Source organism: Mesorhizobium sp. KR2-14 (assembly GCF_040049255.1).
In the GTDB taxonomy this organism is placed as follows: Bacteria; Pseudomonadota; Alphaproteobacteria; order Rhizobiales; family Rhizobiaceae; genus Pseudaminobacter.
In genome coordinates this window covers 266,254-286,435 of sequence record NZ_JBDZDR010000003.1, presented here as the reverse complement: position 1 = coordinate 286,435, position 20,182 = coordinate 266,254, and the positions used below count along the sequence as shown (strand labels likewise).

The 20,182-nt window shown below is 64.9% G+C and carries 15 protein-coding genes; 9 read left to right on the top strand and 6 right to left on the bottom strand.

Features of this window, described 5'->3' with window-relative positions; all coding sequences use genetic code 11:
• Positions 1-2: 2 nt before the first annotated feature.
• Complete coding sequence (locus ABLE86_RS10330; protein ID WP_348778861.1) at positions 3-743, bottom strand: sulfate transporter family protein; 741 nt, start codon at positions 741-743, stop codon at positions 3-5.
• A 167-nt stretch (positions 744-910) separates the two neighbouring features.
• Between ABLE86_RS10330 and ABLE86_RS10325 the strand changes: the two genes are divergently transcribed.
• The 3 genes from ABLE86_RS10325 (at position 911) to ABLE86_RS10315 (ending at position 4,346) form a co-directional block, all read left to right on the top strand.
• A complete protein-coding gene (locus ABLE86_RS10325) occupies positions 911-1,903 on the top strand; it encodes an adenosine kinase (protein ID WP_348778860.1) in 993 nt (330 codons plus the stop codon).
• Between the two features lie 1,124 nt (positions 1,904-3,027).
• Positions 3,028-3,486, top strand: a complete 459-nt coding sequence (locus tag ABLE86_RS10320) for a GIY-YIG nuclease family protein (protein WP_348778859.1) — start codon at positions 3,028-3,030, stop codon at positions 3,484-3,486.
• Between the two features lie 86 nt (positions 3,487-3,572).
• Complete coding sequence (locus tag ABLE86_RS10315; protein ID WP_348778858.1) at positions 3,573-4,346, top strand: hypothetical protein; 774 nt, start codon at positions 3,573-3,575, stop codon at positions 4,344-4,346.
• A gap of 147 nt (positions 4,347-4,493) precedes the next feature.
• Here the strand turns inward: ABLE86_RS10315 and ABLE86_RS10310 are convergent, their stop codons facing one another.
• Positions 4,494-6,779, bottom strand: coding sequence for an NADP-dependent malic enzyme (locus ABLE86_RS10310; protein ID WP_348778857.1), 2,286 nt, complete (start codon positions 6,777-6,779; stop codon positions 4,494-4,496).
• A 180-nt stretch (positions 6,780-6,959) separates the two neighbouring features.
• Between ABLE86_RS10310 and mutS the strand changes: the two genes are divergently transcribed.
• Positions 6,960-9,617, top strand: coding sequence for a DNA mismatch repair protein MutS (gene mutS / locus ABLE86_RS10305; protein WP_348779209.1), 2,658 nt, complete (start codon positions 6,960-6,962; stop codon positions 9,615-9,617).
• Positions 9,618-9,939: 322 nt separating this feature from the next.
• Here mutS and ABLE86_RS10300 read toward each other — a convergent pair whose 3' ends face one another.
• Both ABLE86_RS10300 and ABLE86_RS10295 read right to left on the bottom strand, forming a co-directional pair.
• On the bottom strand, positions 9,940-10,902 hold the full coding sequence (locus ABLE86_RS10300; RefSeq protein ID WP_348778856.1) for a small ribosomal subunit Rsm22 family protein: 963 nt from the start codon (positions 10,900-10,902) through the stop codon (positions 9,940-9,942).
• A 17-nt stretch (positions 10,903-10,919) separates the two neighbouring features.
• Entirely contained in the window at positions 10,920-12,182 is a 1,263-nt protein-coding gene (locus ABLE86_RS10295; RefSeq protein ID WP_348778855.1) for an Hsp70 family protein, read from the bottom strand.
• 216 nt (positions 12,183-12,398) lie between these two features.
• Here ABLE86_RS10295 and ABLE86_RS10290 point away from each other — a divergent pair, with 216 nt between their 5' ends.
• Positions 12,399-15,197 carry a [protein-PII] uridylyltransferase gene (locus tag ABLE86_RS10290; RefSeq protein WP_348778854.1) on the top strand — a complete coding sequence of 933 codons (2,799 nt, stop codon included), beginning with the start codon at positions 12,399-12,401 and terminating at the stop codon, positions 15,195-15,197.
• Positions 15,198-15,279: 82 nt separating this feature from the next.
• Positions 15,280-16,866, top strand: coding sequence for a murein biosynthesis integral membrane protein MurJ (gene murJ, locus ABLE86_RS10285; RefSeq protein ID WP_348778853.1), 1,587 nt, complete (start codon positions 15,280-15,282; stop codon positions 16,864-16,866).
• Positions 16,867-16,948: 82 nt separating this feature from the next.
• Here murJ and ABLE86_RS10280 read toward each other — a convergent pair whose 3' ends face one another.
• Complete coding sequence (locus ABLE86_RS10280; RefSeq protein WP_348778852.1) at positions 16,949-17,353, bottom strand: type II toxin-antitoxin system VapC family toxin; 405 nt, start codon at positions 17,351-17,353, stop codon at positions 16,949-16,951.
• Entirely contained in the window at positions 17,353-17,598 is a 246-nt protein-coding gene (locus tag ABLE86_RS10275; RefSeq protein WP_348778851.1) for a type II toxin-antitoxin system VapB family antitoxin, read from the bottom strand. The genes ABLE86_RS10280 and ABLE86_RS10275 overlap by 1 nt, the downstream gene beginning before the upstream one ends.
• Positions 17,599-17,834: 236 nt before the next feature.
• On the opposite strand from ABLE86_RS10275, the gene trpS reads away from it, so the two are divergent.
• The 3 genes from trpS to ABLE86_RS10260 all read left to right on the top strand — a co-directional run bounded on the left by trpS (position 17,835) and on the right by ABLE86_RS10260 (position 20,165).
• A complete protein-coding gene (gene trpS / locus ABLE86_RS10270; RefSeq protein WP_348778850.1) occupies positions 17,835-18,902 on the top strand; it encodes a tryptophan--tRNA ligase in 1,068 nt (355 codons plus the stop codon).
• A gap of 84 nt (positions 18,903-18,986) precedes the next feature.
• The gene (locus ABLE86_RS10265) at positions 18,987-19,478 is read left to right on the top strand and encodes a universal stress protein (RefSeq protein WP_348778849.1); all 492 of its coding nucleotides are present in this window, start codon (positions 18,987-18,989) and stop codon (positions 19,476-19,478) included.
• 111 nt (positions 19,479-19,589) lie between these two features.
• Positions 19,590-20,165, top strand: a complete 576-nt coding sequence (locus ABLE86_RS10260; RefSeq protein WP_348778848.1) for a NifU family protein — start codon at positions 19,590-19,592, stop codon at positions 20,163-20,165.
• Positions 20,166-20,182 lie beyond the last annotated feature (17 nt).

The window sequence follows — 20,182 nt, the reverse complement described above, 5'->3', positions numbered from 1 at the left end:
ATCTATCTTGCACCTACTGCCAGCCGCTCCGGCCGCGCCAGCGAAAGCTCGCGCGCGGAGACGGCCTTGTGCAGATGCACCATCATGGCGGCCGCAAAGAGCGGGGTGAGCAGGTTGAGCAGCGGCACCGCGAGGAAGGCCGCTATCACCAGCCCGGCCATGAAGACCGTGCCGGCATATTTGCGGCGCAGCGCCTTGGCCTCGGCCTCGGGGCGGAAGCGCATGGCGGCGAACTCGAAGAATTCGCGGCCGAGCAGATAGCCGTTGACCACGAAGAAGGCCCCGATGTTGATGCCCGGCACCAGAAGCAGAAGCAGCGCAAAAATGTTGGCGACGATGACCACGCCCAGAAACTTCAGCGTCATGACGATCGCCGGCACGATGGGCAGCGCACGACCGGGCGGGTCGGCGGGATAGTCGGTGCGCTCGACCACTTCGGCGATGTCGTCCAGGAACAGGCCCGCCACCAGCGCCGTCACCGGCGCGATCAGCAGCGCCAGGCCGAGCGCCAGCCCGACGCCGGCAAAGATCGCGGCGATGAGCCCGAGCCAGCCGGCCCAGGCGGGAAAGCCGGGCAGCAGCGCGTCGATCCATGGCAGGGCGAGCGCGTCGAACAGCTTGTAGAGCCCGAACCACGTCGCCACCAGCGCCAGCAGCGTGATGCCGAGCGTCTTCAGGAACACGGTGCGGAATTCGGGCGAGAACAGCCTGCCGGCGGCGGCACGGGCGGCGTCGAATATCATCGGCGGCGTCTCCTTTCACGTCGGGGCCGTTGCCGCCCACAGATAGGCGGGCGGCAGCGCCCCCGCAAGAATACGGCTTTTGGAGCTTTGCAAAATCCGGGCAAACCGCTAGACCCGCCGGCGGCCTGCGTGCCAAAACCTATCTGCCCGGCTTTGCGGAGACCTTCATGAGCCAATACGACGTGCTTTGCATCGGCAATGCCATTGTCGACATCATTGCCCAGTGCGACGAAGCCTTCCTCGTGGAGAACCGCATCATCAAGGGCGCCATGAACCTGATCGACGCCGAGCGCGCCGAGCTGCTCTACAGCCGCATGGGCCCGGCCATCGAGGCCTCCGGCGGCAGCGCGGGCAACACCGCGGCGGGCGTGGCGAGCTTTGGCGGCCGCGCGGCCTATTTCGGCAAGGTCAGCCAGGATCATCTCGGCGGCATCTTCACCCACGACATCAAGGCCCAGGGCGTGGCCTTCGACACCAGCCCGCTGACCGGCACGCCGCCCACCGCGCGCTCGATGATTTTCGTCACCCCCGACGGCGAGCGCTCGATGAACACTTTTCTCGGCGCCTGCGTGGAACTGGGGCCTCAGGACGTGGAGGCCGACAAGGCGGCGGGCGCGAAGGTCACCTATTTCGAGGGCTATCTGTGGGACCCGCCGCTGGCCAAGGAAGCCATCCGCCTCACCGCCGCCCATGCCCATGCCGCCGGGCGCGAAGTCTCGATGACGCTGTCGGACCCGTTCTGCGTCGACCGCTACCGCGACGAGTTCCTGGACCTGATGCGCTCGGGCACGGTGGACATCGTGTTTGCCAATGAGAGCGAGGCGAAATCGCTCTACCAGACCGAATCCTTCGACCAGGCGCTGGAGCTGATCCGCAAGGACTGCAAGCTCGCCGCCGTCACCCGCTCGGAGCTCGGCTCGGTCATCGTGCGCGGCGACGAGACGGTCGAGGTCGACGCCATCGAGATCGCCGAGCTGGTCGACACCACCGGCGCGGGCGATCTCTACGCCGCCGGCTTCCTGTTCGGCTACACTACCGGGCGCAGCCTGGAAGACTGCGGCAAGCTCGGTTCGCTGGCCGCCGGCCTTGTCATCCAGCAGGTGGGCCCGCGCCCGCGCCAGAACCTGCGCGAAGAGGCGCAGCAGGCGGGGCTGCTGTAGGGCGGGAGCAAAGCGCAGGCGCATAGAAGTCGACCCCCACTCCGTCGCGCTTCGCGCGCCACCTCTCCCCCGATCGACGGGGGAGAGGAAACGCCGTCCGCGAGTCTGGCGCCCTTCCTCTCCCCTTTTGAGGGGGGTGAGGAGTGGTGGCGGCAGGCCACGAAAAGCCAACGATTTGGCTTTTCGAACGACGAACGCCCGGAGCCATAGCGGAGGGCAAGTCCACGATCCGCCCTCGTGGTTCGAGGCTCCGTTCCGCTTCGCTGCACTTCCGGCCCTTCGGGCGTTCGTCATTCGAAAAGCCAAATCATTGGCTTTTCGTCCGCTTCGCGGACCATTCCTCACCCTCACCATGAGGGCTACCGTCGGTGCCCGCCTCCCTCATTCTGAAGTGCTGCGCCCACCTCCCTCATGCTGAAGTGCCGCGCCAAGCTTCCTCATGCTGAGGTGCTCGCCCGCAGGGCGAGCCTCGAAGCACGCACCTCATCATCGCCACGCCCGCTTTCGCGTCTGGCCATTGTCATACTTCGACAAGCTCAGGATGGGAAGACGGGCGGTCGTCGGACGCGCTCGTTTAGGTAAATCTTGCGGCCCTTCGACCGCCCGTTCGATGCTCTTGCCCCCCTCCCGCCCTCCGCTAGGGCTCCGGGCGTTCGTCATTCGAAAAGCCAAATCGTTGGCTTTTCGTCCGCTTCGCGGACCATTCCTCACCCTCCACATTCGCGTGGCCAGCCGCCGCCAAGGCCCGGGCTTGGGGGTTCATCACCCAGTGACGCCACCGTAGCGCCACCAGCCCGGACATCGCCGCCCTCCACGTCCATCCGGTTCATGACCCGTGTTCCCGTGAGGCCGATGCGGGCATTATGCAGGAGGCGGAAAGATGGGGGAGAAAGGCAGAGACGATTTTTTCTGTTCTTCAATCTTTTCAAACAGTTGGGGTTTGAGATCGCGCTGAGCTAGCTGAGTTTATCCACCTTTGGTTGGTTTCCCGAAAGCGTACTGGAATCTCCGGCTCCCGGCGCCTTGCTCCCTACATCTCTTGAGGCCCACAGACCGTCGCAAGTGCTTGCCTGGCCAGAAAGCATCAGCATAAATGCTTGACGACCTTGTTGGGGACGCGCGCGATGGACAAAACCCTCATCGGCACACGCATTCCAGTATGGGGCATCCTTCGCAAGGATCCCGGCTTCGTCTACGTGCTCGAGGACAACGGCCGCTACAAGATTGGGAAAACGAAAAGCGCCACCGACCGCCTGAGAGCCGCTAAGACCTGGCTTCCCGACCTGAAGCTTGTTGGTTGCAAACCGTTTTGGAACGTATCCCACATAGAACGGGATCTGCACGCAGGGTTCGCTCGCAGTTGGTATGCGGGTGAGTGGTTCCGGTTCAACGAGGAGAGCGACCGAGAACTGTTGCTAGAAGGGTTCATCACCTTCTCAGACACTGACTACGACAGAAACTCGATCAACTTCACATACTGGATGAATGGCGAAGGGATGGCCGAGCCTCTAATCGAGCAAGAGGGACAGCGTCTCACCCTTCCAGCATTCCTCAAGCAGGAAGCGTTGAACAGAAAGTCGTAGACTTCCATGCAGCATACCTACCCGCTAACAGTCAAATCAGCGATCCGCATGGGACAAATACTGCAAGCGACGGAATATTAGAGGTCATGTTGGAAGACGATAACGCCGATTGGTTCGACCCAGACATTGCTGCGTTGTCGCTTGACTTTGGCGAGAAAGCTGGCCTTCAGATCTATCGCAACTACACACGATCATTCGAGCAACATGCCATCAAGAGGTTCGTTGAGGTCCTCAATAAGGAGGCGATCGACCTAAGCCAATACGAAAAACTGACGTCGCGAATTGCAAGCGAGGAAGGTCGTTATCTACCAGTGATCATATGCGCATTTGCCGATGATCTACTAAAGAAGGCTTTCAAAGCGGCATTACCCGACGGGATTCCCGGCGGAAAGGCGAGCATGATGAGCGGATATGGCCCGATTTCGGACTTCGCAAAAAGAATTCAGCTGGCCTATGCGTTCGACGTATTGTCAGGCGACCTGATGTCGGAGTTGGACAAGGTTAGGGTGGTTCGAAACAGGATATCCCATAGCTGGGATGTATTCGATCTGACACAATTCTTCGAAGGTGGTAGTCTTTCCAGCATTCACCCTATCGAGGAGTTGCTCGCCGAACGGGAGGTTCTTTGCGACTTGCAAGAACCCTTCGACCCCCTGGTCGTCTTTCGTATCCGCATGGTTTGGATTGTCGGACGCCTCGTTTATGAAGTTGCTGCCTATCACCGGGCAAAAACGGCCAAACTCGAACCTCACAAAGCGCTTTACGGGAAACCAGTGCCAGAGTGGCTTGGAAGCATTACGCGCATAGCATTTAATACTACTCGAACAATTGCCGCCAACGAAGTTCGCTTGCCCAAATAACTCGACGTATACTCTAGGAATTAGCTAGGATCTGCGCAGCAAACTTACATCGACGAGTGAGCAAGTAGCCTTTCACCCCCCTCTCCGCCTCGCTCCGTTCGGCACCTCTCCCCCGAGGAACCGCAGCTTCGGCGTGAGGCTCCCCCCTCACGCCCCCGCCGTAAACGCCGCAATCGCCGCCATGTTGACGATGTCCGAATCCTTGGTATTCAGCGGCACGATCTGGACCGGCTTGTTGAGGCCGACCAGTAGCGGGCCGATGACCGTGCAGCCGCCGAGCTCCTGCAGCATCTTGGTCGAGATCGAGGCCGAGTGGAATGCCGGCATGACCAGCACATTGGCCGGGCCCGACAGGCGGCAGAACGGATATTGCTGCATGAGGCGCGGGTTGAGCGCGACGTCGGCGGCCATTTCGCCGTCATATTCGAAATCGACGCGGCGCTTGTCGAGGATCTTTACCGCCTCCTGGATGCGCTCGGAGCGCTCGCCGGCCGGGTGGCCGAAGGTGGAATAGGCGAGCATGGCAATCCGCGGCTCGTAGCCCATGCGGCGGGCGAAGCCGGCGGCTTCCTCGGCGATGTCGGCGATCTGCTCGGCGTCGGGCATGTCGTGCACGGCCGTGTCGGCCACCAGCACGGTGCGGCCGCGGCAGAGCGCGATCGACACGCCGATGACGCGGTGGCCGGGCTTTGCGTCGATGGCGCGGCGCACTTCCTCCAGCGCGGTGGAGTAGTTGCGGGTGACGCCGGTGACCATGCCGTCGGCATCGCCCAGCGCCACCATGGCGGCGGCAAAGTGGTTGCGGTCGTTGTTGATCAGGCGCTGGCAGTCGCGGAACAGAAAACCCTGGCGCTGCGGGCGCTCGTAGAGGAAGTCGGCATAGATGGCGTTGCGGCGCGACAGGCGAGCATTGATGATCTCGATGCCGGGCTTGTCGAGGTCGACGCCGGCCTGGCGGGCGTTTTCCTTGATGACGTCGTCGCGGCCGAGCAGGATGGCGGTGCCGAGCTTCTGGTTCACATAGGACACGGCCGCGCGCATCATCTGCTCTTCCTCGCCTTCGGCGAAGACGATGCGCTTGGGCTGGCGGCGCACGCGGTCATAGATGCGCTGCAGGGTGGAGGCGATCGGGTCGCGCCGGGCCGAAAGCTCCTGCGCGTATTTGTCGAGGTCGAGGATGGGCCGGCGGGCAACGCCGGTGCCCATCGCGGCCTTGGCCACCGCGACCGGGATGGCCGAGATGAGGCGCGGGTCGAACGGCACGGGGATGATGTAGTTGGGGCCGAATTTCGGCCGGTTGCCCTGGTAGGCGGCGGCGACGTCGTCGGGCACGTCCTGGCGGGCGAGATCGGCCAGCGCGCGGGCGGCCGCGACCTTCATCTCGTCGTTGATGGTGGTGGCGCGCACGTCGAGCGCCCCGCGGAAGATGTAGGGGAAGCCGAGCACATTGTTGACCTGGTTCGGATAGTCCGAACGGCCGGTGGCCATGATGGCGTCGGTGCGGATCTCTGCCACTTCCTCCGGCGTGATTTCCGGGTCGGGATTGGCCATGGCGAAGATGATCGGGTTCTTGGCCATGGACTGGACCATGACCGGGGTGAGCGCGCCCTTGGCCGAAAGGCCGAAGAACACGTCGGCGCCTTCCAGCGCCTCGGCCAGCGTGCGGGCGCCGGTTTCCACCGCATGCGCCGACTTCCACTGGTTCATGCCCTCCGTGCGGCCCTTGTAGACCACGCCCTTGGTGTCGCACAGGATGATGTTTTCGGGCGCAAAGCCCATCGCCTTGATGAGCTCGATGCAGGCGATGCCGGCCGAGCCGGCGCCGTTGCAGACGAGCTTCGTGGTCTTGACGTCGCGGCCGGTGACTTCGAGCGCGTTGATGAGGCCGGCGGCGGCGATGATGGCCGTGCCGTGCTGGTCGTCGTGGAAGACGGGGATGTCCATGATCTCGCGCAGGCGGCTCTCGATGATGAAGCAATCCGGCGCCTTGATGTCTTCCAGGTTAATGCCGCCGAAGGACGGCCCGAGATAGCGCACGCAGTTGATGAATTCGTCGACGTCGGTGGTGTCGACCTCGAGGTCGATGGCATCGACATCGGCGAAGCGCTTGAACAGCACCGCCTTGCCTTCCATGACCGGTTTGGAGGCGAGCGCGCCGAGATTGCCGAGGCCGAGAATGGCGGTGCCGTTTGAAATCACCGCCACCATGTTGCCGCGCGCGGTGTAGTCGAAGGCGCGACTGGGGTCCTCGGCGATGGCCAGCACGGGGGCGGCCACGCCCGGCGAATAGGCCAGCGACAGGTCGCGCTGCGTGGCCATGGGCTTGGTGGGGTTGATCTCGAGCTTGCCGGGGCGGCCGGAGGAATGGAAATCCAGCGCTTCCTGTGTGCCCACCGAGGGGCCTGCGTTGTCGGTTCTGTTGCCGGATGCCATGGTCTCGCGCGGTCCCTTCCCAAGCCGATTTTTGTGGAGTGTTCGGGATTAAGGCTACACTTCGGCCCTGTAAACCGCCAAGCAGGGCAAAGCTGTTTTTTGGACGATAACGTGAACGACGAAACGCCAATCCGCACCGAGGCAAGCACGCCGGCCCCAGGCAGCGGCGCCGCCACGCCGATGATGGAACAGTTCCTCGAGATCAAGGCGGCCAACCCCGGTTCGCTCTTGTTCTATCGCATGGGCGACTTCTACGAGCTGTTCTTCGACGACGCCGAGATCGCCGCGCGGGCGCTGGGCATCGTGCTGACCAGGCGCGGCAAGCACCAGGGCCAGGACATTCCCATGTGCGGCGTGCCGATCCATGCCGCCGACGACTATCTGCAGAAGCTGATCGGCCTCGGCCACCGGGTCGCCGTCTGCGAGCAGATCGAGGACCCGGCCGAGGCCAAGAAGCGCGGCTCGAAATCCGTGGTCAAGCGCGACGTGGTGCGGCTGGTGACCCCCGGCACCATCACCGAGGACAAGCTGCTGGCGCCGGCGGAATCGAACTTTTTGATGTCGCTGGGGCGCGTGAGGGGCGGCGGCTCGGACAATGCCTATGCGCTGGCCTGGATCGAGCTGTCGACCGGCATTTTTCGCGTGGCCGAGACGAGCGCCGACAATCTGCTGGCCGACATCTTCCGCATCGACCCGCGCGAGCTGATCCTGCCCGAGCCGGTGTTTTATGACGCCGAGCTGAAGCCCGTGTTCGACCTGGTGGGGCGGGTGGCGAGCCCGCAGCCGCCGAGCCTGTTCGACTCCACTTCGGCGCCGGGCCGCATCGCGCGCTTCTTCGAGGTGGCGACGCCGGACAGCTTTGGCACCTTTTCGCGCGCCGAACTTTCGGCCATCTCGGGCGTCGTCGCCTATGTCGAGAAGACCCAGAAAGCCGAGCGGCCGCCGCTGTCGCGGCCCGAGCGCGAGCATGCGGGTTCGACGCTGTTCATCGACCCGGCGACGCGGGTCAATCTGGAACTCTTGCGCACCACCGGCGGCGGCCGCGACGGCTCGCTGTTGAAAGCCCTCGACCGCACGGTGACCGGCGCCGGCGCGCGGCTTTTGGCCGACCGGCTGATGTCGCCGCTGACCGACCCGAAAGGCATCGCCCAGCGGCTGGATTCGGTCGACTTCTTCCTCGCCGAGCGGCGGCTGGGGGAAGCCCTGCGCGGCTGCCTGAAGGGCGTGTCGGACATGCCGCGCGCGCTGACAAGGCTGGCGCTGAACCGCGGCGGCCCGCGCGATCTCGGCGCGCTGCGCTCTGGTTTTGAAGCGGCGCTGGCGATAAGCGCGCTGTTTGCCGAGGTTGAGGTCCCGGCCGAGATTGCGGAAGCGCTGGAAGCGATTTCCGCGCTGCCGGCCAGTTTCGCCGAGCATCTTTCCGGCGCGCTGGACGACGACCTGCCGCTCTTGAAGCGCGACGGCGGCTTTGTCCGTGCCGGCTATCACGCCGAGCTCGACGAGATGCGCGCACTGCGCGACGAATCGCGCCGCGTCATTGCCGGCATGGAGCGCGACCTGATCGAGGAAACCGGCATCCGCTCGCTAAAGATCCGGCACAACAATGTGCTGGGCTATTACATCGAGGTGACGGCGAACCATCAGGCGATCATGACCGGCACGGACGAGGCCAAGGCGCGCTTCATCCATCGCCAGACCATGGCCAACGCCATGCGCTTCACCACCACCGAACTGGCCGAGATGGAAACCAAGATTGCCAATGCCGCCGACCGCGCGCTGGCGATCGAGCTTTCGGCCTTCGACGCGCTGGTGGCGGAAGCAGTCGCCCACGCCGAGACGATCCGCGCCGGCGCGGCGGCCCTTGCCGTGCTCGACGTTTCGGCCGCACTTGCGGTGCTGGCGACCAGCGAGAACTGGTGCCGGCCGGCGGTGGACGACAGCCTCGCCTTCGAGATCGTCGGCGGCCGCCACCCGGTGGTGGAACAGGCGCTGCGCGCGGCGGGCGAGAACGCATTCGTGGCCAATGACTGCGACCTGTCGCCCGAAGGCGGCGCCAAAGCCGGCGCCATCTGGCTGCTGACCGGACCGAACATGGGCGGTAAATCGACCTTCCTGCGCCAGAACGCGCTGATCGCCATCCTTGCCCAGATGGGTTCGTTCGTCCCGGCGGCAAGCGCCCATATCGGCGTGGTCGACCGGCTGTTTTCCCGCGTCGGCGCCTCCGACGACCTGGCGCGCGGCCGCTCGACCTTCATGGTCGAGATGGTGGAGACGGCGGCGATCCTCAACCAGGCGGGCGAGCGCGCGCTGGTCATCCTCGACGAGATCGGGCGCGGCACCGCGACCTTCGACGGCCTGTCGATTGCCTGGGCTGCGGTGGAATATCTGCACGAGAAGAACCGCTGCCGCGCGATCTTCGCCACCCACTTCCACGAGATGACGGCGCTGGCCGAGAAGCTCCAGCGCCTCCACAACGTGACCATGCGGGTGAAGGAGTGGGAAGGCGACGTGGTCTTCCTGCACGAGGTGGGCAAGGGTGCCGCCGACCGCAGCTACGGCGTGCAGGTGGCGCGGCTGGCCGGCCTGCCAGACGCGGTAGTGAGCCGCGCCAAGGACGTGCTGCACCGGCTCGAGGCCGGCGAAACCTCCGGCAAGGCCGACCGGCTGGTCGACGACCTGCCGCTGTTCTCGGCCGTGGCGAAGAAGGAAACGCCGCCCGCGCCGGCGAAGGTGGACGTTTTAGGCGCAGCCCTTGCCGCGCTCAATCTGGATGAGATGACCCCGCGCCAGGCGATGGAAGAGCTGTATAGGCTGAAGGACTTGGCGGCGCGGGGGTGAGGTGCAGCCAAAGGCTAAGCCGGCGCTCTACGTTGCCCCCCTCTGGCCTGCCGGCCATCTCCCCCACAGGTGGGGAGATCAGCTGTCATCACGGCTTTCGCCAAACGTCAGCGTTGTGGAATGGGTGGTGCGAGCGAAACTGCCAATCTCCCCCACAGGTGGGGAGATCAGCCGTCATCACGGCTTTCGCCAAACTTCAGCGTTTCAGAACGGGCGATGCAGACGAAACTGCCGATCTCCCCCCTTGTGGGGGAGATGGCCGGCAGGCCAGAGGGGGGCGCGAAGGAACGAAGGTCGTGAAAATATTCGATCCTCACTCCGTTCACATCCCATCGCCCCAATCGAGCTTGCGCGCGGCCTTGAAGGCGGCGCCTTCGCGGCGAGTGAGCAGGCGCTCGCCGGCGCTGCCTTCGGCATCGCACAGTTTCAGCCGCACCATACCGCTTGAGGCCTGCGGTGGCGCCAGCACGCGTGCCTCAAACGCCTCGCCCGCATGCCGCGAGGCGGCGATGTAGATGAACTTTTCGTCCTCCCACGGCACCTCGCCGCCCTTGGCCAGCCGATGCAGGCGCGAGCGGGCGACCCGGCGCGAAAAATGGCACCAGTCGGGCGCGACGAGCGGGCATTCCTGGGCGTGCGGACACGGCGCGACGAGATGCGCGCCCGCCCCGACGAGCCGCGACCGCGCGCGCAAGATGCGCTGCCAGCCGGCCGGCGTGCCGGGCTCGACGATGACCAGCGTGTCGCCCGTCAGCGCCCACAGCCGGTCGACCAGCGGCTCGATCTTTTCAGGCGGCAGCTCGTCCAGCACATAGGCGAGCGTGACGAGATCGGCGGGTTTTAGGTCAGGGAATTTTCCCAAAACATCGGCGGCAAGGTAGCGCGCGGTGATGGGCTCGGCGTGGCGGGCGAGGCCCGCGCCCACGGCGCGGATGGCCGGGCTGGCTTCGACCAGCGTGGCATCCTGAAGACTGTCCCAGCAGTCGCGAGCCGCCCAGAACGCCGTGCCGGGGCCGGAGCCAACGTCGAGCAGGCTGCGTGGCGCGAAATTTTCGCGCGCCTCGGTCACCGCATCGAGGCTGGCGCGGACAGCCGCATAGGTCGCCGGCAGGCGCGTCGCCAGATAGGCCTTTGCGGCCAGATCGTCGGACAGGTGCAGCCGCCCGTCGCGCGTCTCGGCACGGTAGCGGCGCGACAGCACCTCCGCCGCCTGCTTGAGCGCGGCCAGCGGCACGCCTTCGAGCGCCTTGTCGACCGCCTGGCGAAGGGCTGCGGGAAGTTCCATACCGGCTAAAATCCCCCTCAGGCGCTGCCGAATTTGCGAGCGGCGTCGAGCGAAAGCCCGAGCCCGACCGAGCCGAACATATCGCCCTGCACGACCGTTGCACCCGGAAAAAGTGACAGCACGCGGCTTTTGAGCAGCGGGATGGCCGTCGAGCCGCCGGTGAGGAAGAGCGTGGTGATGCGCTGGGCCTCGACGCCGGCATCGGCAAGCGTCTTCGCGACCGTATTCGCCACGCGCTCGACCGCCGCCTCGATTGCCTCGTCGAGCCCGGCGCGCGTGACCGGCAACGACAGCGTCTCCTCGGTCAGCTTCACGGTCATCATGGCGTCGTCGCGGTCGGTGAGGTCGATCTTGGCCCGCTCCACCGTGCCGGCCAGCGCGTGGCCCTGGCGGTTCGACACGATGTCGATCATGCGGTCGACCAGTTCGGGCTTCGCCGCCTCGTAGCGGATCTGGCGCAGATCGGTCATGGCCTTGGGCGTATAGAGCATGTTGATGCGCTGCCAGGTGGCGAGGTCGTTGAAATAGCCGACGGGCAGGTTGCGCTTGCCGTCCTTGGTCGGCGTCTTGTAGCCGAGCTCGGGCATCAGCCGGGCGACCGACAGCAGCCGGTCGAAATCGGTGCCGCCGATATGGACGCCGGTGCTGGCAAGGATGTCGTCCTTGCGGTCGGCGGCGCGGGCCCGCTCGGGCGAGACGCGCACGATGGAAAAGTCGGAGGTGCCGCCGCCGATATCGATGATCAGCGCCAGTTCCTCGCGCGTCACGCTCTGCTCGTAGTCGAGCGCTGCGGCTATCGGCTCGAACTGGAAGGCGATGTGCTTGAAACCCTGCGCGCGAGCGGCGGCTTCGAGCTGGCCTTGCGCATCGCGGTCGGCGGCCTCGTCCTCGTCGACGAAATAGACCGGCCGGCCCAGCACCACCCTTTCGATCTCCTCGCCGACTTCGGCATCCAGCCGGTTCTTCAGATTGGCGATGAAGGTGCCGATGATGTCGGAAAAGGCGAGGTAGCGCGCCTTGATGCGGGTCTTCTCGTGGATCAGCGAGGAGCCGAGCACGCTCTTCAGCGCGCGCAGCAGCCGGCCCTCGGCATTCTCGGTGTAGTCGGCAATGGCGCGGCGGCCGAAATAGGTGCCGTTGTCCTCGAAATTGTAGAAGACGGCGCTGGGCATGGCGAGATGGTCGCCCTCGAGCGGCACCAGGCGCGGCCTGCCATTGTGCATGTAGCCGACCGTGGAGTTTGACGTGCCAAAGTCGATGCCACCGCTGATCGGTTTCATGGGATGCTTTCCTTGTGCGAGATGAGGCCCGGCGCGGGGGAGGTGTCGCGGTTACACAAGCCGTGCGGCAATGTCGAGACTAGGGGCCGATTTTTTGACCTGCGCCGACGCAATTGCGACAATGTTGCCGCCCTAAAGGCGCCGCAGACGCGCCCCATACCCGGCCGGCGAAAAAAGCGCTAGACGCCGCCCTCAAAGCGAGGCTTTTACTCAGGCATGGCGAAGATACCCCTGAAGCTCGAGGACCTGATCGACGGCGCAGAGCTGCGCTGCGACCTGACGGCGCTGACGGCCGAGACCGGCGGCGACGGGGCGGGCGCGCAGGTGCGCTTGGGCGTGCTGAAGCTTCTGAAGGAGCGCAACGCGGCCGGGCGGGCGATTGCCGAGCGCATGCTGCGCGAGGATGGCAGCGGCGCGGCCTGCGCGGCGCGGCTCTCGCACCTGATGGACGAGCTGATCCGCGCGCTCTACGACTTCGCCGCCACCCATGTCTACCACGCCCGAAACCCTTCTTCCGCCGAGCGCATGGCGGTGGTGGCGGTGGGCGGCTATGGCCGCGGCACGCTGGCGCCCGGCTCCGACATCGACCTGCTGTTCCTGCTGCCCTACAAGCAGACGCCCTGGGGCGAGCAGGTGGTGGAATACATGCTCTACATGCTGTGGGACATGGGGCTGAAGGTCGGCCACGCCACCCGCAACATCGACGAATGCCTGCGCCTGTCGCGCGAGGACATCACCATCCGCACCGCGATCCTCGACGCGCGCTTCCTGTGGGGCGAGGAGAAGCTCTATGGCGAACTGCTCACCCGCTTCGACAAATCGGTGGTGAAGGGCACCGGGCCCGAATTCGTCCACGCCAAGCTGGCCGAGCGCGACGAGCGCCACACCAAGGGCGGCGAAAGCCGCTACCTGGTCGAGCCCAACGTCAAGGACGGCAAGGGCGGCCTGCGCGACCTGCAGACGCTGTTCTGGATCGGCAAGTATTTCTACCGCGTGCGCAGCGGCGAGGAGCTGGTGGGCAAGGGCGTGCTTACCCGCGCCGAATACAACCAGTTCCTGAAGGCCGAGGATTTTCTCTGGGCGGTCCGCTGCCACATGCACTTCCTGACCGGCAAGAGCGAGGAAAGGCTGCATTTCGACATCCAGCGCGACATCGCCGAGCGGCTGGGCTACACCAGCCACCCCGGCCTGTCTGCGGTCGAGCGCTTCATGAAGCACTACTTCCTGATCGCCAAGACGGTGGGCGACCTGACGCGCATCTTCTGCGCCGGGCTGGAAGAGGAGCAGGCCAAGCACGTGCCGGGCCTCAACCACCTCTTCCCGACCTTCACGCGACGCCAGCGCAAGCTTGCCGGCACCAGCGACTTCATCGTCGACAACCACCGCATCAACGTGGCCGATGACCAGGTCTTCGTGCGCGATCCGGTGAACCTCTTGAGGCTGTTCTGGTTCGCCGACAAGCACGGGCTGGAATACCACCCCGACGCGCTGAAGCTGCTGACCCGCTCGCTGTCGCTTGTCGACAAGAACCTGCGCCGCAACAAGGAAGCCAACCGGCTGTTCCTCGACGTGCTGACCTCGGACCGCAACCCCGAGCTCAACATGCGGCGCATGAACGAAGCCGGGCTGCTCGGCAAGCTGATCCCGGACTTCGGCCGCATCGTCGCGATGATGCAGTTCAACATGTACCACCACTACACGGTGGACGAGCACCTGCTGCGCTGCATCGGCGTGCTGTCGGAACTCGAGCGCGGCGGCGGCGAGAAGATCCACCCGTTGTCGCACTCGCTGATGGAAGGGCTGAAGAAGAAGCGCGAGGCGCTCTACGTGGCGGTGCTTCTGCACGACATCGCCAAGGGTCGGCCCGAGGATCATTCCGAAGCCGGCGCAAAAATTGCCCGGCGCATCTGCCCGCATATGGGCCTGTCCCCAGCCGACACCGAGACGGTGGCCTGGCTGGTGGAGAAGCACCTGGTCATGTCGATGACGGCGCAGACGCGCGACCTCAACGACCGCAAGACCATCGAGGATTTCGCCGACGTGGTGCAGTCGGTGGAGCGCATGAAGCTCCTGCTCATCCTCACCGTCTGCGACATACGCGGCGTGGGACCGGGCGTGTGGAACGGCTGGAAGGGCCAGCTTCTGCGCACGCTCTACTACGAGACCGAGCTTTTGCTGACCGGCGGCTTCTCGGAAGTGTCGCGCGCGCAGCGGGCGGCCGAGGCCCGCGCGGCGCTGGACGCCGCACTCTCCCAATGGCCGGAGGACGCGCGCAAGCGGCTGATGGACCTGCATTACGAAAACTACCTGCTGGCCGTCGACCCCAACGACCAGGTGCGGCATGCCGAGTTCATTCGCATGGCGGATGCGCAGGGCCGCAAGCTCGCCACCATGGTCAGGACGCACGAGTTCGAGGCGGTGACCGAGATCACCGTGCTGGCGCCCGACCACCCGCGCCTGCTCTCCGTGATCGCCGGCGCCTGTGCGGCGGCCGGCGCCAACATCGTCGACGCGCAGATCTTCACCACTTCCGACGGGCGGGCGTTGGACACGATTTTGATCAACCGCGAATTCGACATGGACGAGGACGAGCGGCGGCGCGCCGAGCGTGTCGGCCGGCTGATCGAGGACGTGCTGGCGGGAAGGGCCTGGCTGCCGGAGATGATCGAGAGACGCGGCCGCCCGAAGCGCGGCGCCAAGGCCTTCCGCCGCGAGCCGCGCGTGGACATCCGCAACACGCTGTCCAACCGCTTCACGGTCATCGACGTGCACTGTCTCGACCGGCCCGGCCTGTTGTCGGAAATCACCGGAGCGCTGTCGGACCTGTCGCTCGACATCGCCTCGGCCCACATCACCACCTTCGGCGAGAAGGTGATCGACACCTTCTACGTGACCGACCTGACCGGCCAGAAGATCGACAACCCCACCCGGCAGCAGGCCATTCGCGACAGGCTGCTGACGACGCTGCAGGGCGAGGCCGCGCAGCGCGCCGTTAAGGCCAAGGCTGCGGTGTAGTGGGCGCCATGTCCGAAAAACCGACAACGCAGCGGCAGCGCAAACGGGAAACAATGCTTCATCAAGACGGATCGCCGCACGCATGAGCCTGGTCAAGAAATTCGCCACCGTCGCATCCGGCACGCTGATGAGCCGCATATTCGGCTTCACCCGCGAGATGCTGATGGCAGCCGCCCTTGGCACCGGGCCTATCGCCGACGCCTTCAACGCAGCCTTCCAGTTTCCCAACACCTTCCGGCGGCTGTTTGCCGAGGGCGCCTTCAACGCCGCCTTCGTGCCGCTGTTTGCCAAGGAGATCGAGGCCAACGGCAATGAGGGCGCCAAGCGCTTCTCGGAGGAGGTGTTCGGCGTGCTCTTCACCGTGCTGATCGCGCTCACCATCCTGATGGAACTGGCGATGCCGCTGCTGGTGTCGACCATCGTGGCGCCCGGTTTCACCCAGAACCCACAGAAATTCGACCTCACCGTCGCGCTCGCCACCATCATGTTCCCCTATCTGATGTGCATGTCGCTGGCGGCGATGATGAGCGGCATGCTGAATTCGCTGCGCCGCTATTTCGCCGCCGCGATCGCGCCGGTGTTTCTCAACGTCATCCTCATCGGCGTGCTGGGCTATGCCTGGTACAAGGGCCATGACGGGCTGACGGTGGGCTATGCGCTGGCCTGGGGTGTGCTGGCCGCCGGCCTGGTGCAGCTCGCAATCGTGTGGGGCGCGGTGCGCAATGCCGGCATCTCGATCGGCTTTCGCCGGCCGCACCTGACCCCGAACGTGAAGCGGCTGCTGGTGCTGGCCTTTCCGGCCGCCGTGACCGGCGGCATCACCCAGATCAACCAGCTCATCGGTACGGCGATCGCCTCCGGCCAGGCGAGCGCGGTTTCCTCGCTCGCCTATGCCGACCGCGTCTACCAGCTGCCGCTCGGCGTGGTGGGCATCGCGGTCGCCATAGTGCTGCTGCCGGAACTGGCGCGGGCGCTGAAGGCGGGCAATCACCGCGAGGCGGCCAACCTGCAGAACCGCTCGGTCGAGTTCACGCTGTTTCTGACCTTGCCAGCGGCTGCGGCGCTGCTGGTGATATCGGAGCCGATCATCCGCGTGCTCTACGAGCGCGGCGCATTCGCCGCTAGCAACAGCACGCCAACCGTGTCGGCGATCCTTGCGATCTTCGGCCTCGGCCTGCCCGCCTTCGTGCTGATCAAGGCGTTCACGCCCGGTTATTTCGCGCGCGAGGACACGCGCACGCCCATGGTTTTCGCCGCCGTCTCGGTGGCGGTGAACATCTCGCTGGCGCTCGCCCTGTTTCCGAGCATGGGCGCGCCCGGCATCGCCACCGCCTCGGCCGTGGCCGGCTGGGTCAACGCGGCCATGCTGCTCTATGTGCTGATCCGGCGCGGGCATTGGGGCACCGACATCCCACTTCTGACCCGCATTCCACGGCTGGTTCTGGCGGCGGCCGTGATGGCCGGCGCGCTGCATGTGGCGGCGGGACGGCTGGAGCCCTACCTCGCCTCCTCCGCCCCGCTCCACACCCAGGCACTGACGCTGGCGGTCCTCGTCACCGGCGCGACAATCGTCTATTTCGGTGTCGCCTTCGGCATCGGCGGCGCCGATCTCGGCATGATCCGCCGCAACATCAGGCGCGGCGCGGCAAGCTCGCAGGCGGTGGAATAGAGGCGCCCAAGTCAGGCGGCGTGCGGACGGATTTCCTCGGCCCCCTATCACCGCGCGCCCATGCGGACGATCAGTCCCGAGCCTACGGAACCGTCTCCAGATCGGTCAGCCGGAATTCGTCTGCGGTGGAGAGCATTGGCGCGCCGTAGTATCGGGCACATGCATAATGGAAACAGTCCGCCATGTTCAGGCGGATCGCATTGCTGCGAAAGCGCGAGGCCGCCTCGATGGAGAGCGATACAGACTCTTCTCCAGGTGGGAGTTCACGAAGAGCGATTCCGCGCTCGTCGAGAAACCGCGTGACAATGCGAGATGTCAGATCGACCGGCGCCGCAAGCTTCTCGGGGCGCGCAAGCGCCATCGCCGCTTCCCATACTGCAATGGCTGAAGTGAATGGATTTTCGGCTTCGACTATCGCTGCCGCACAACGAGCTGCTTCCGGCTCATCGCTCAGAATTGCGACTATGGCAGCGGCGTCGATGAACATTAGTCATCACCGGACAATTCGTCATAGACCGAACGGGGCAATGGCTGGCGTGCCTGCTCGGTCAATTGAATTCCAAATTCGCTTCGAAGCCGCGCTGCCGTTTCGACAGGACTTTCGCTATTGCGCCGGCGCGCCAGCGCCTCGTTCATGGCAATGACAATCGCTTCGGTGAGCCCGACGCCCTCCATCTGCGCGAAAGTGCGCGTGAGCTTGTCGGCCTCCTTGTTGGTGATGTTGATCGTCATGCTACACCTCTGCCTCTACATAGCATGAGCTACACATATAGTCACCGATCTCGCCTTAATCGAGGGTTTCTTGTTGCCCTTTGTGGCGGGCCCATCTTGCTCTCGCCCGCGCCATCGTTCATAAGCGCGCATCGATTTTCGCCGCGCGCATTCTCCTAGCCGCATGATTCAGACCGAAAAGTCTGCAACTTTTCGGGATCATGCTCAAACGGCCCTCCACAAGCCACGAGGACATCATGAACGAATTCAAGCCGCTCGTCTTTTCTGGCGTCCAGCCCACTGGCAATCTTCATCTCGGCAACTATCTCGGCGCGATCCGCAAGTTCGTCGCCCTGCAGGAAAGCAACGAATGCATCTATTGCGTCGTCGACCTGCATTCGCTGACCGCCCAGCTTGTCCATGACGACCTTGCTGGCCAGACGCGCTCGATCACCGCGGCTTTCCTGGCATCCGGCATCGACCCGAAGAAGCACATCGTGTTCAACCAGGCCCGCGTGTTGCAGCACGCCGAGCTCGCCTGGATATTCAACTGCGTGGCGCGCATCGGCTGGATGAACCGCATGACGCAGTTCAAGGACAAGGCCGGCAAGGACCGCGAGAACGCCTCGCTCGGCCTGCTCGCCTATCCGAGCCTGATGGCGGCCGACATCCTGCTCTACCGCGCCACCCATGTGCCGGTCGGCGAAGACCAGAAGCAGCACCTCGAGCTGACCCGCGACATCGCCCAGAAATTCAACAACGACTTCTCCGCCCGCATCGCCGAGCTCGGCCTCGGCGTCGAGATGATGATGGGCGAGGAGAAGGTGAACGGCTTCTTCCCGATTACCGAGCCGATCATCGGCGGCCCGGCCGCGCGCATCATGTCGCTGCGCGACGGCTCCAAGAAGATGTCGAAGTCGGACCCGTCCGACCTTTCGCGCATCAACCTGACCGACGATGCCGACACGATCTCGAAGAAGATCAAGAAGGCCAAGACCGATCCGGAGGCGCTGCCGAGCGAGGTAGACGGACTTGCCAGCCGACCCGAGGCCGAGAACCTGGTCGGCATCTATGCCGGCCTCGCGGACATGACGAAAGAGGGCGTGCTCAAGGAGTTCGCCGGCCAGCAGTTCTCGGTGTTCAAGCCGGCACTGGCGGACCTCGCGGTCGAGAAGCTCGCACCGGTCGCCGACGAGATGCGTCGCCTGATGGCCGATCCCGGCTATATCGACAGCGTGCTGCGCGATGGCGGCGACCGTGCGCGCGTGATCGCCGAAGGCACGATGAAGAACGTGCATGAGATCATCGGTCTGCTCAACAATTGAGCGTTTCCAAGCAGACCGCTTGCGGAGGTCCGGCGCGAGTGGCAAATTGCGCCGGAACGGGCGGTCCCGCAACAAGGTTGGCACATGGTCTCTAAGCGTCTCAGTCGCGAAGCCGGACACCGACGCAAGTTCCTGGCGATCATTGACGATACGCCGGAATGCGAACGCGCCGTGAGCTATGCCTCCTACCGCGCCAAGAACACCGGCGGCGTGGTGGTGCTGCTCTACGCCATCGAGCCGAGCGACTTCCAGCACTGGCTGGGAGTGGAAAAGATCATGCGCGAGGAGGCCGTCGCCAATGCCAACACGGCGCTGGACGGCTATGCGGCAAAGGTGCGCGAGAAGCTGGGCATCGAGCCGGAGCTGGTGGTGCGCGAGGGCAAGACTTCGGAACAGATCCACCAGCTGATCGAGGAAGACCAGGACATCGCCATTCTGGTGCTAGCCGCCGGCGCCTCCAAGGAGGGGCCGGGGCCGCTGGTGGCTTCCATCGCCGGCAAGGGCGCGGCCTTCCCCATTCCGGTCACGGTTGTGCCGCAGAACCTCTCCGACGAGGAACTGGAAAGCCTGGCCTGAGCGACCAATCGAGCGAAAGCGTCCCGCCGGATGCAGGCGCGGCTTGAATGTCGCGGCCACAAGGCTTATTTAGAATAGTTCCAAACTACTGAAATGCGCGGAGAAACGGCCATGTTCATCCAGACCGAGGCGACCCCCAACCCCGCCACGCTGAAATTCCTGCCCGGCAAGGAAGTGCTGACGCAGGGCACTGCCGATTTCCGCGATGCCGAGGCGGCAGGCCAGGCTTCGCCGCTGGCCGGCCGGCTGTTCGAGATTCCCGGCGTGACCGGCGTGTTCTTCGGCTACGACTTCATCACCGTTTCCAAGGACGGCCCCGACTGGCAGCACCTGAAGCCGGCGATCCTGGGCGCCATCATGGAGCATTTCATGTCGGGCGCGCCGGTGATGGCCGTGGGCGGCCATGCGGCCGCCGCGCATGCCGATGTCACCGGCGAGTTCTTCGACGAGGCCGACACCGAGATCGTGGCCACCATCAAGGAGCTGCTGGATACGCGCGTGCGCCCGGCCGTGGCGCAGGACGGCGGCGACATCACCTTCCGCGGCTATGAGAACGGCACCGTGTTCCTGCACATGAAGGGCGCCTGCGCAGGCTGCCCCTCCTCCACCGCGACGCTGAAGCACGGCATCCAGAATCTGCTGCGCCACTTCGTGCCCGAGGTGGAGCACGTGGAGCAGGTTTCCTGATCGCTGCCTCGATAGCC

What these genes read in the sequence shown, in the direction of transcription:
- ABLE86_RS10290 (WP_348778854.1), top strand. Translation starts at nt 12,399, where the DNA reads ATGGCGAAGATACCCCTGAAGCTCGAGGACCTGATCGACGGCGCAGAG.
- murJ (WP_348778853.1), top strand. Translation starts at nt 15,280, where the DNA reads ATGAGCCTGGTCAAGAAATTCGCCACCGTCGCATCCGGCACGCTGATG.
- ABLE86_RS10315 (WP_348778858.1), top strand. Translation starts at nt 3,573, where the DNA reads ATGTTGGAAGACGATAACGCCGATTGGTTCGACCCAGACATTGCTGCG.
- ABLE86_RS10280 (WP_348778852.1), bottom strand. Translation starts at nt 17,353, where the DNA reads ATGTTCATCGACGCCGCTGCCATAGTCGCAATTCTGAGCGATGAGCCG.
- trpS (WP_348778850.1), top strand. Translation starts at nt 17,835, where the DNA reads ATGAACGAATTCAAGCCGCTCGTCTTTTCTGGCGTCCAGCCCACTGGC.
- ABLE86_RS10295 (WP_348778855.1), bottom strand. Translation starts at nt 12,182, where the DNA reads ATGAAACCGATCAGCGGTGGCATCGACTTTGGCACGTCAAACTCCACG.
- ABLE86_RS10300 (WP_348778856.1), bottom strand. Translation starts at nt 10,902, where the DNA reads ATGGAACTTCCCGCAGCCCTTCGCCAGGCGGTCGACAAGGCGCTCGAA.
- ABLE86_RS10275 (WP_348778851.1), bottom strand. Translation starts at nt 17,598, where the DNA reads ATGACGATCAACATCACCAACAAGGAGGCCGACAAGCTCACGCGCACT.
- ABLE86_RS10330 (WP_348778861.1), bottom strand. Translation starts at nt 743, where the DNA reads ATGATATTCGACGCCGCCCGTGCCGCCGCCGGCAGGCTGTTCTCGCCC.
- ABLE86_RS10260 (WP_348778848.1), top strand. Translation starts at nt 19,590, where the DNA reads ATGTTCATCCAGACCGAGGCGACCCCCAACCCCGCCACGCTGAAATTC.
- ABLE86_RS10320 (WP_348778859.1), top strand. Translation starts at nt 3,028, where the DNA reads ATGGACAAAACCCTCATCGGCACACGCATTCCAGTATGGGGCATCCTT.
- ABLE86_RS10325 (WP_348778860.1), top strand. Translation starts at nt 911, where the DNA reads ATGAGCCAATACGACGTGCTTTGCATCGGCAATGCCATTGTCGACATC.
- mutS (WP_348779209.1), top strand. Translation starts at nt 6,960, where the DNA reads ATGATGGAACAGTTCCTCGAGATCAAGGCGGCCAACCCCGGTTCGCTC.
- ABLE86_RS10310 (WP_348778857.1), bottom strand. Translation starts at nt 6,779, where the DNA reads ATGGCATCCGGCAACAGAACCGACAACGCAGGCCCCTCGGTGGGCACA.
- ABLE86_RS10265 (WP_348778849.1), top strand. Translation starts at nt 18,987, where the DNA reads ATGGTCTCTAAGCGTCTCAGTCGCGAAGCCGGACACCGACGCAAGTTC.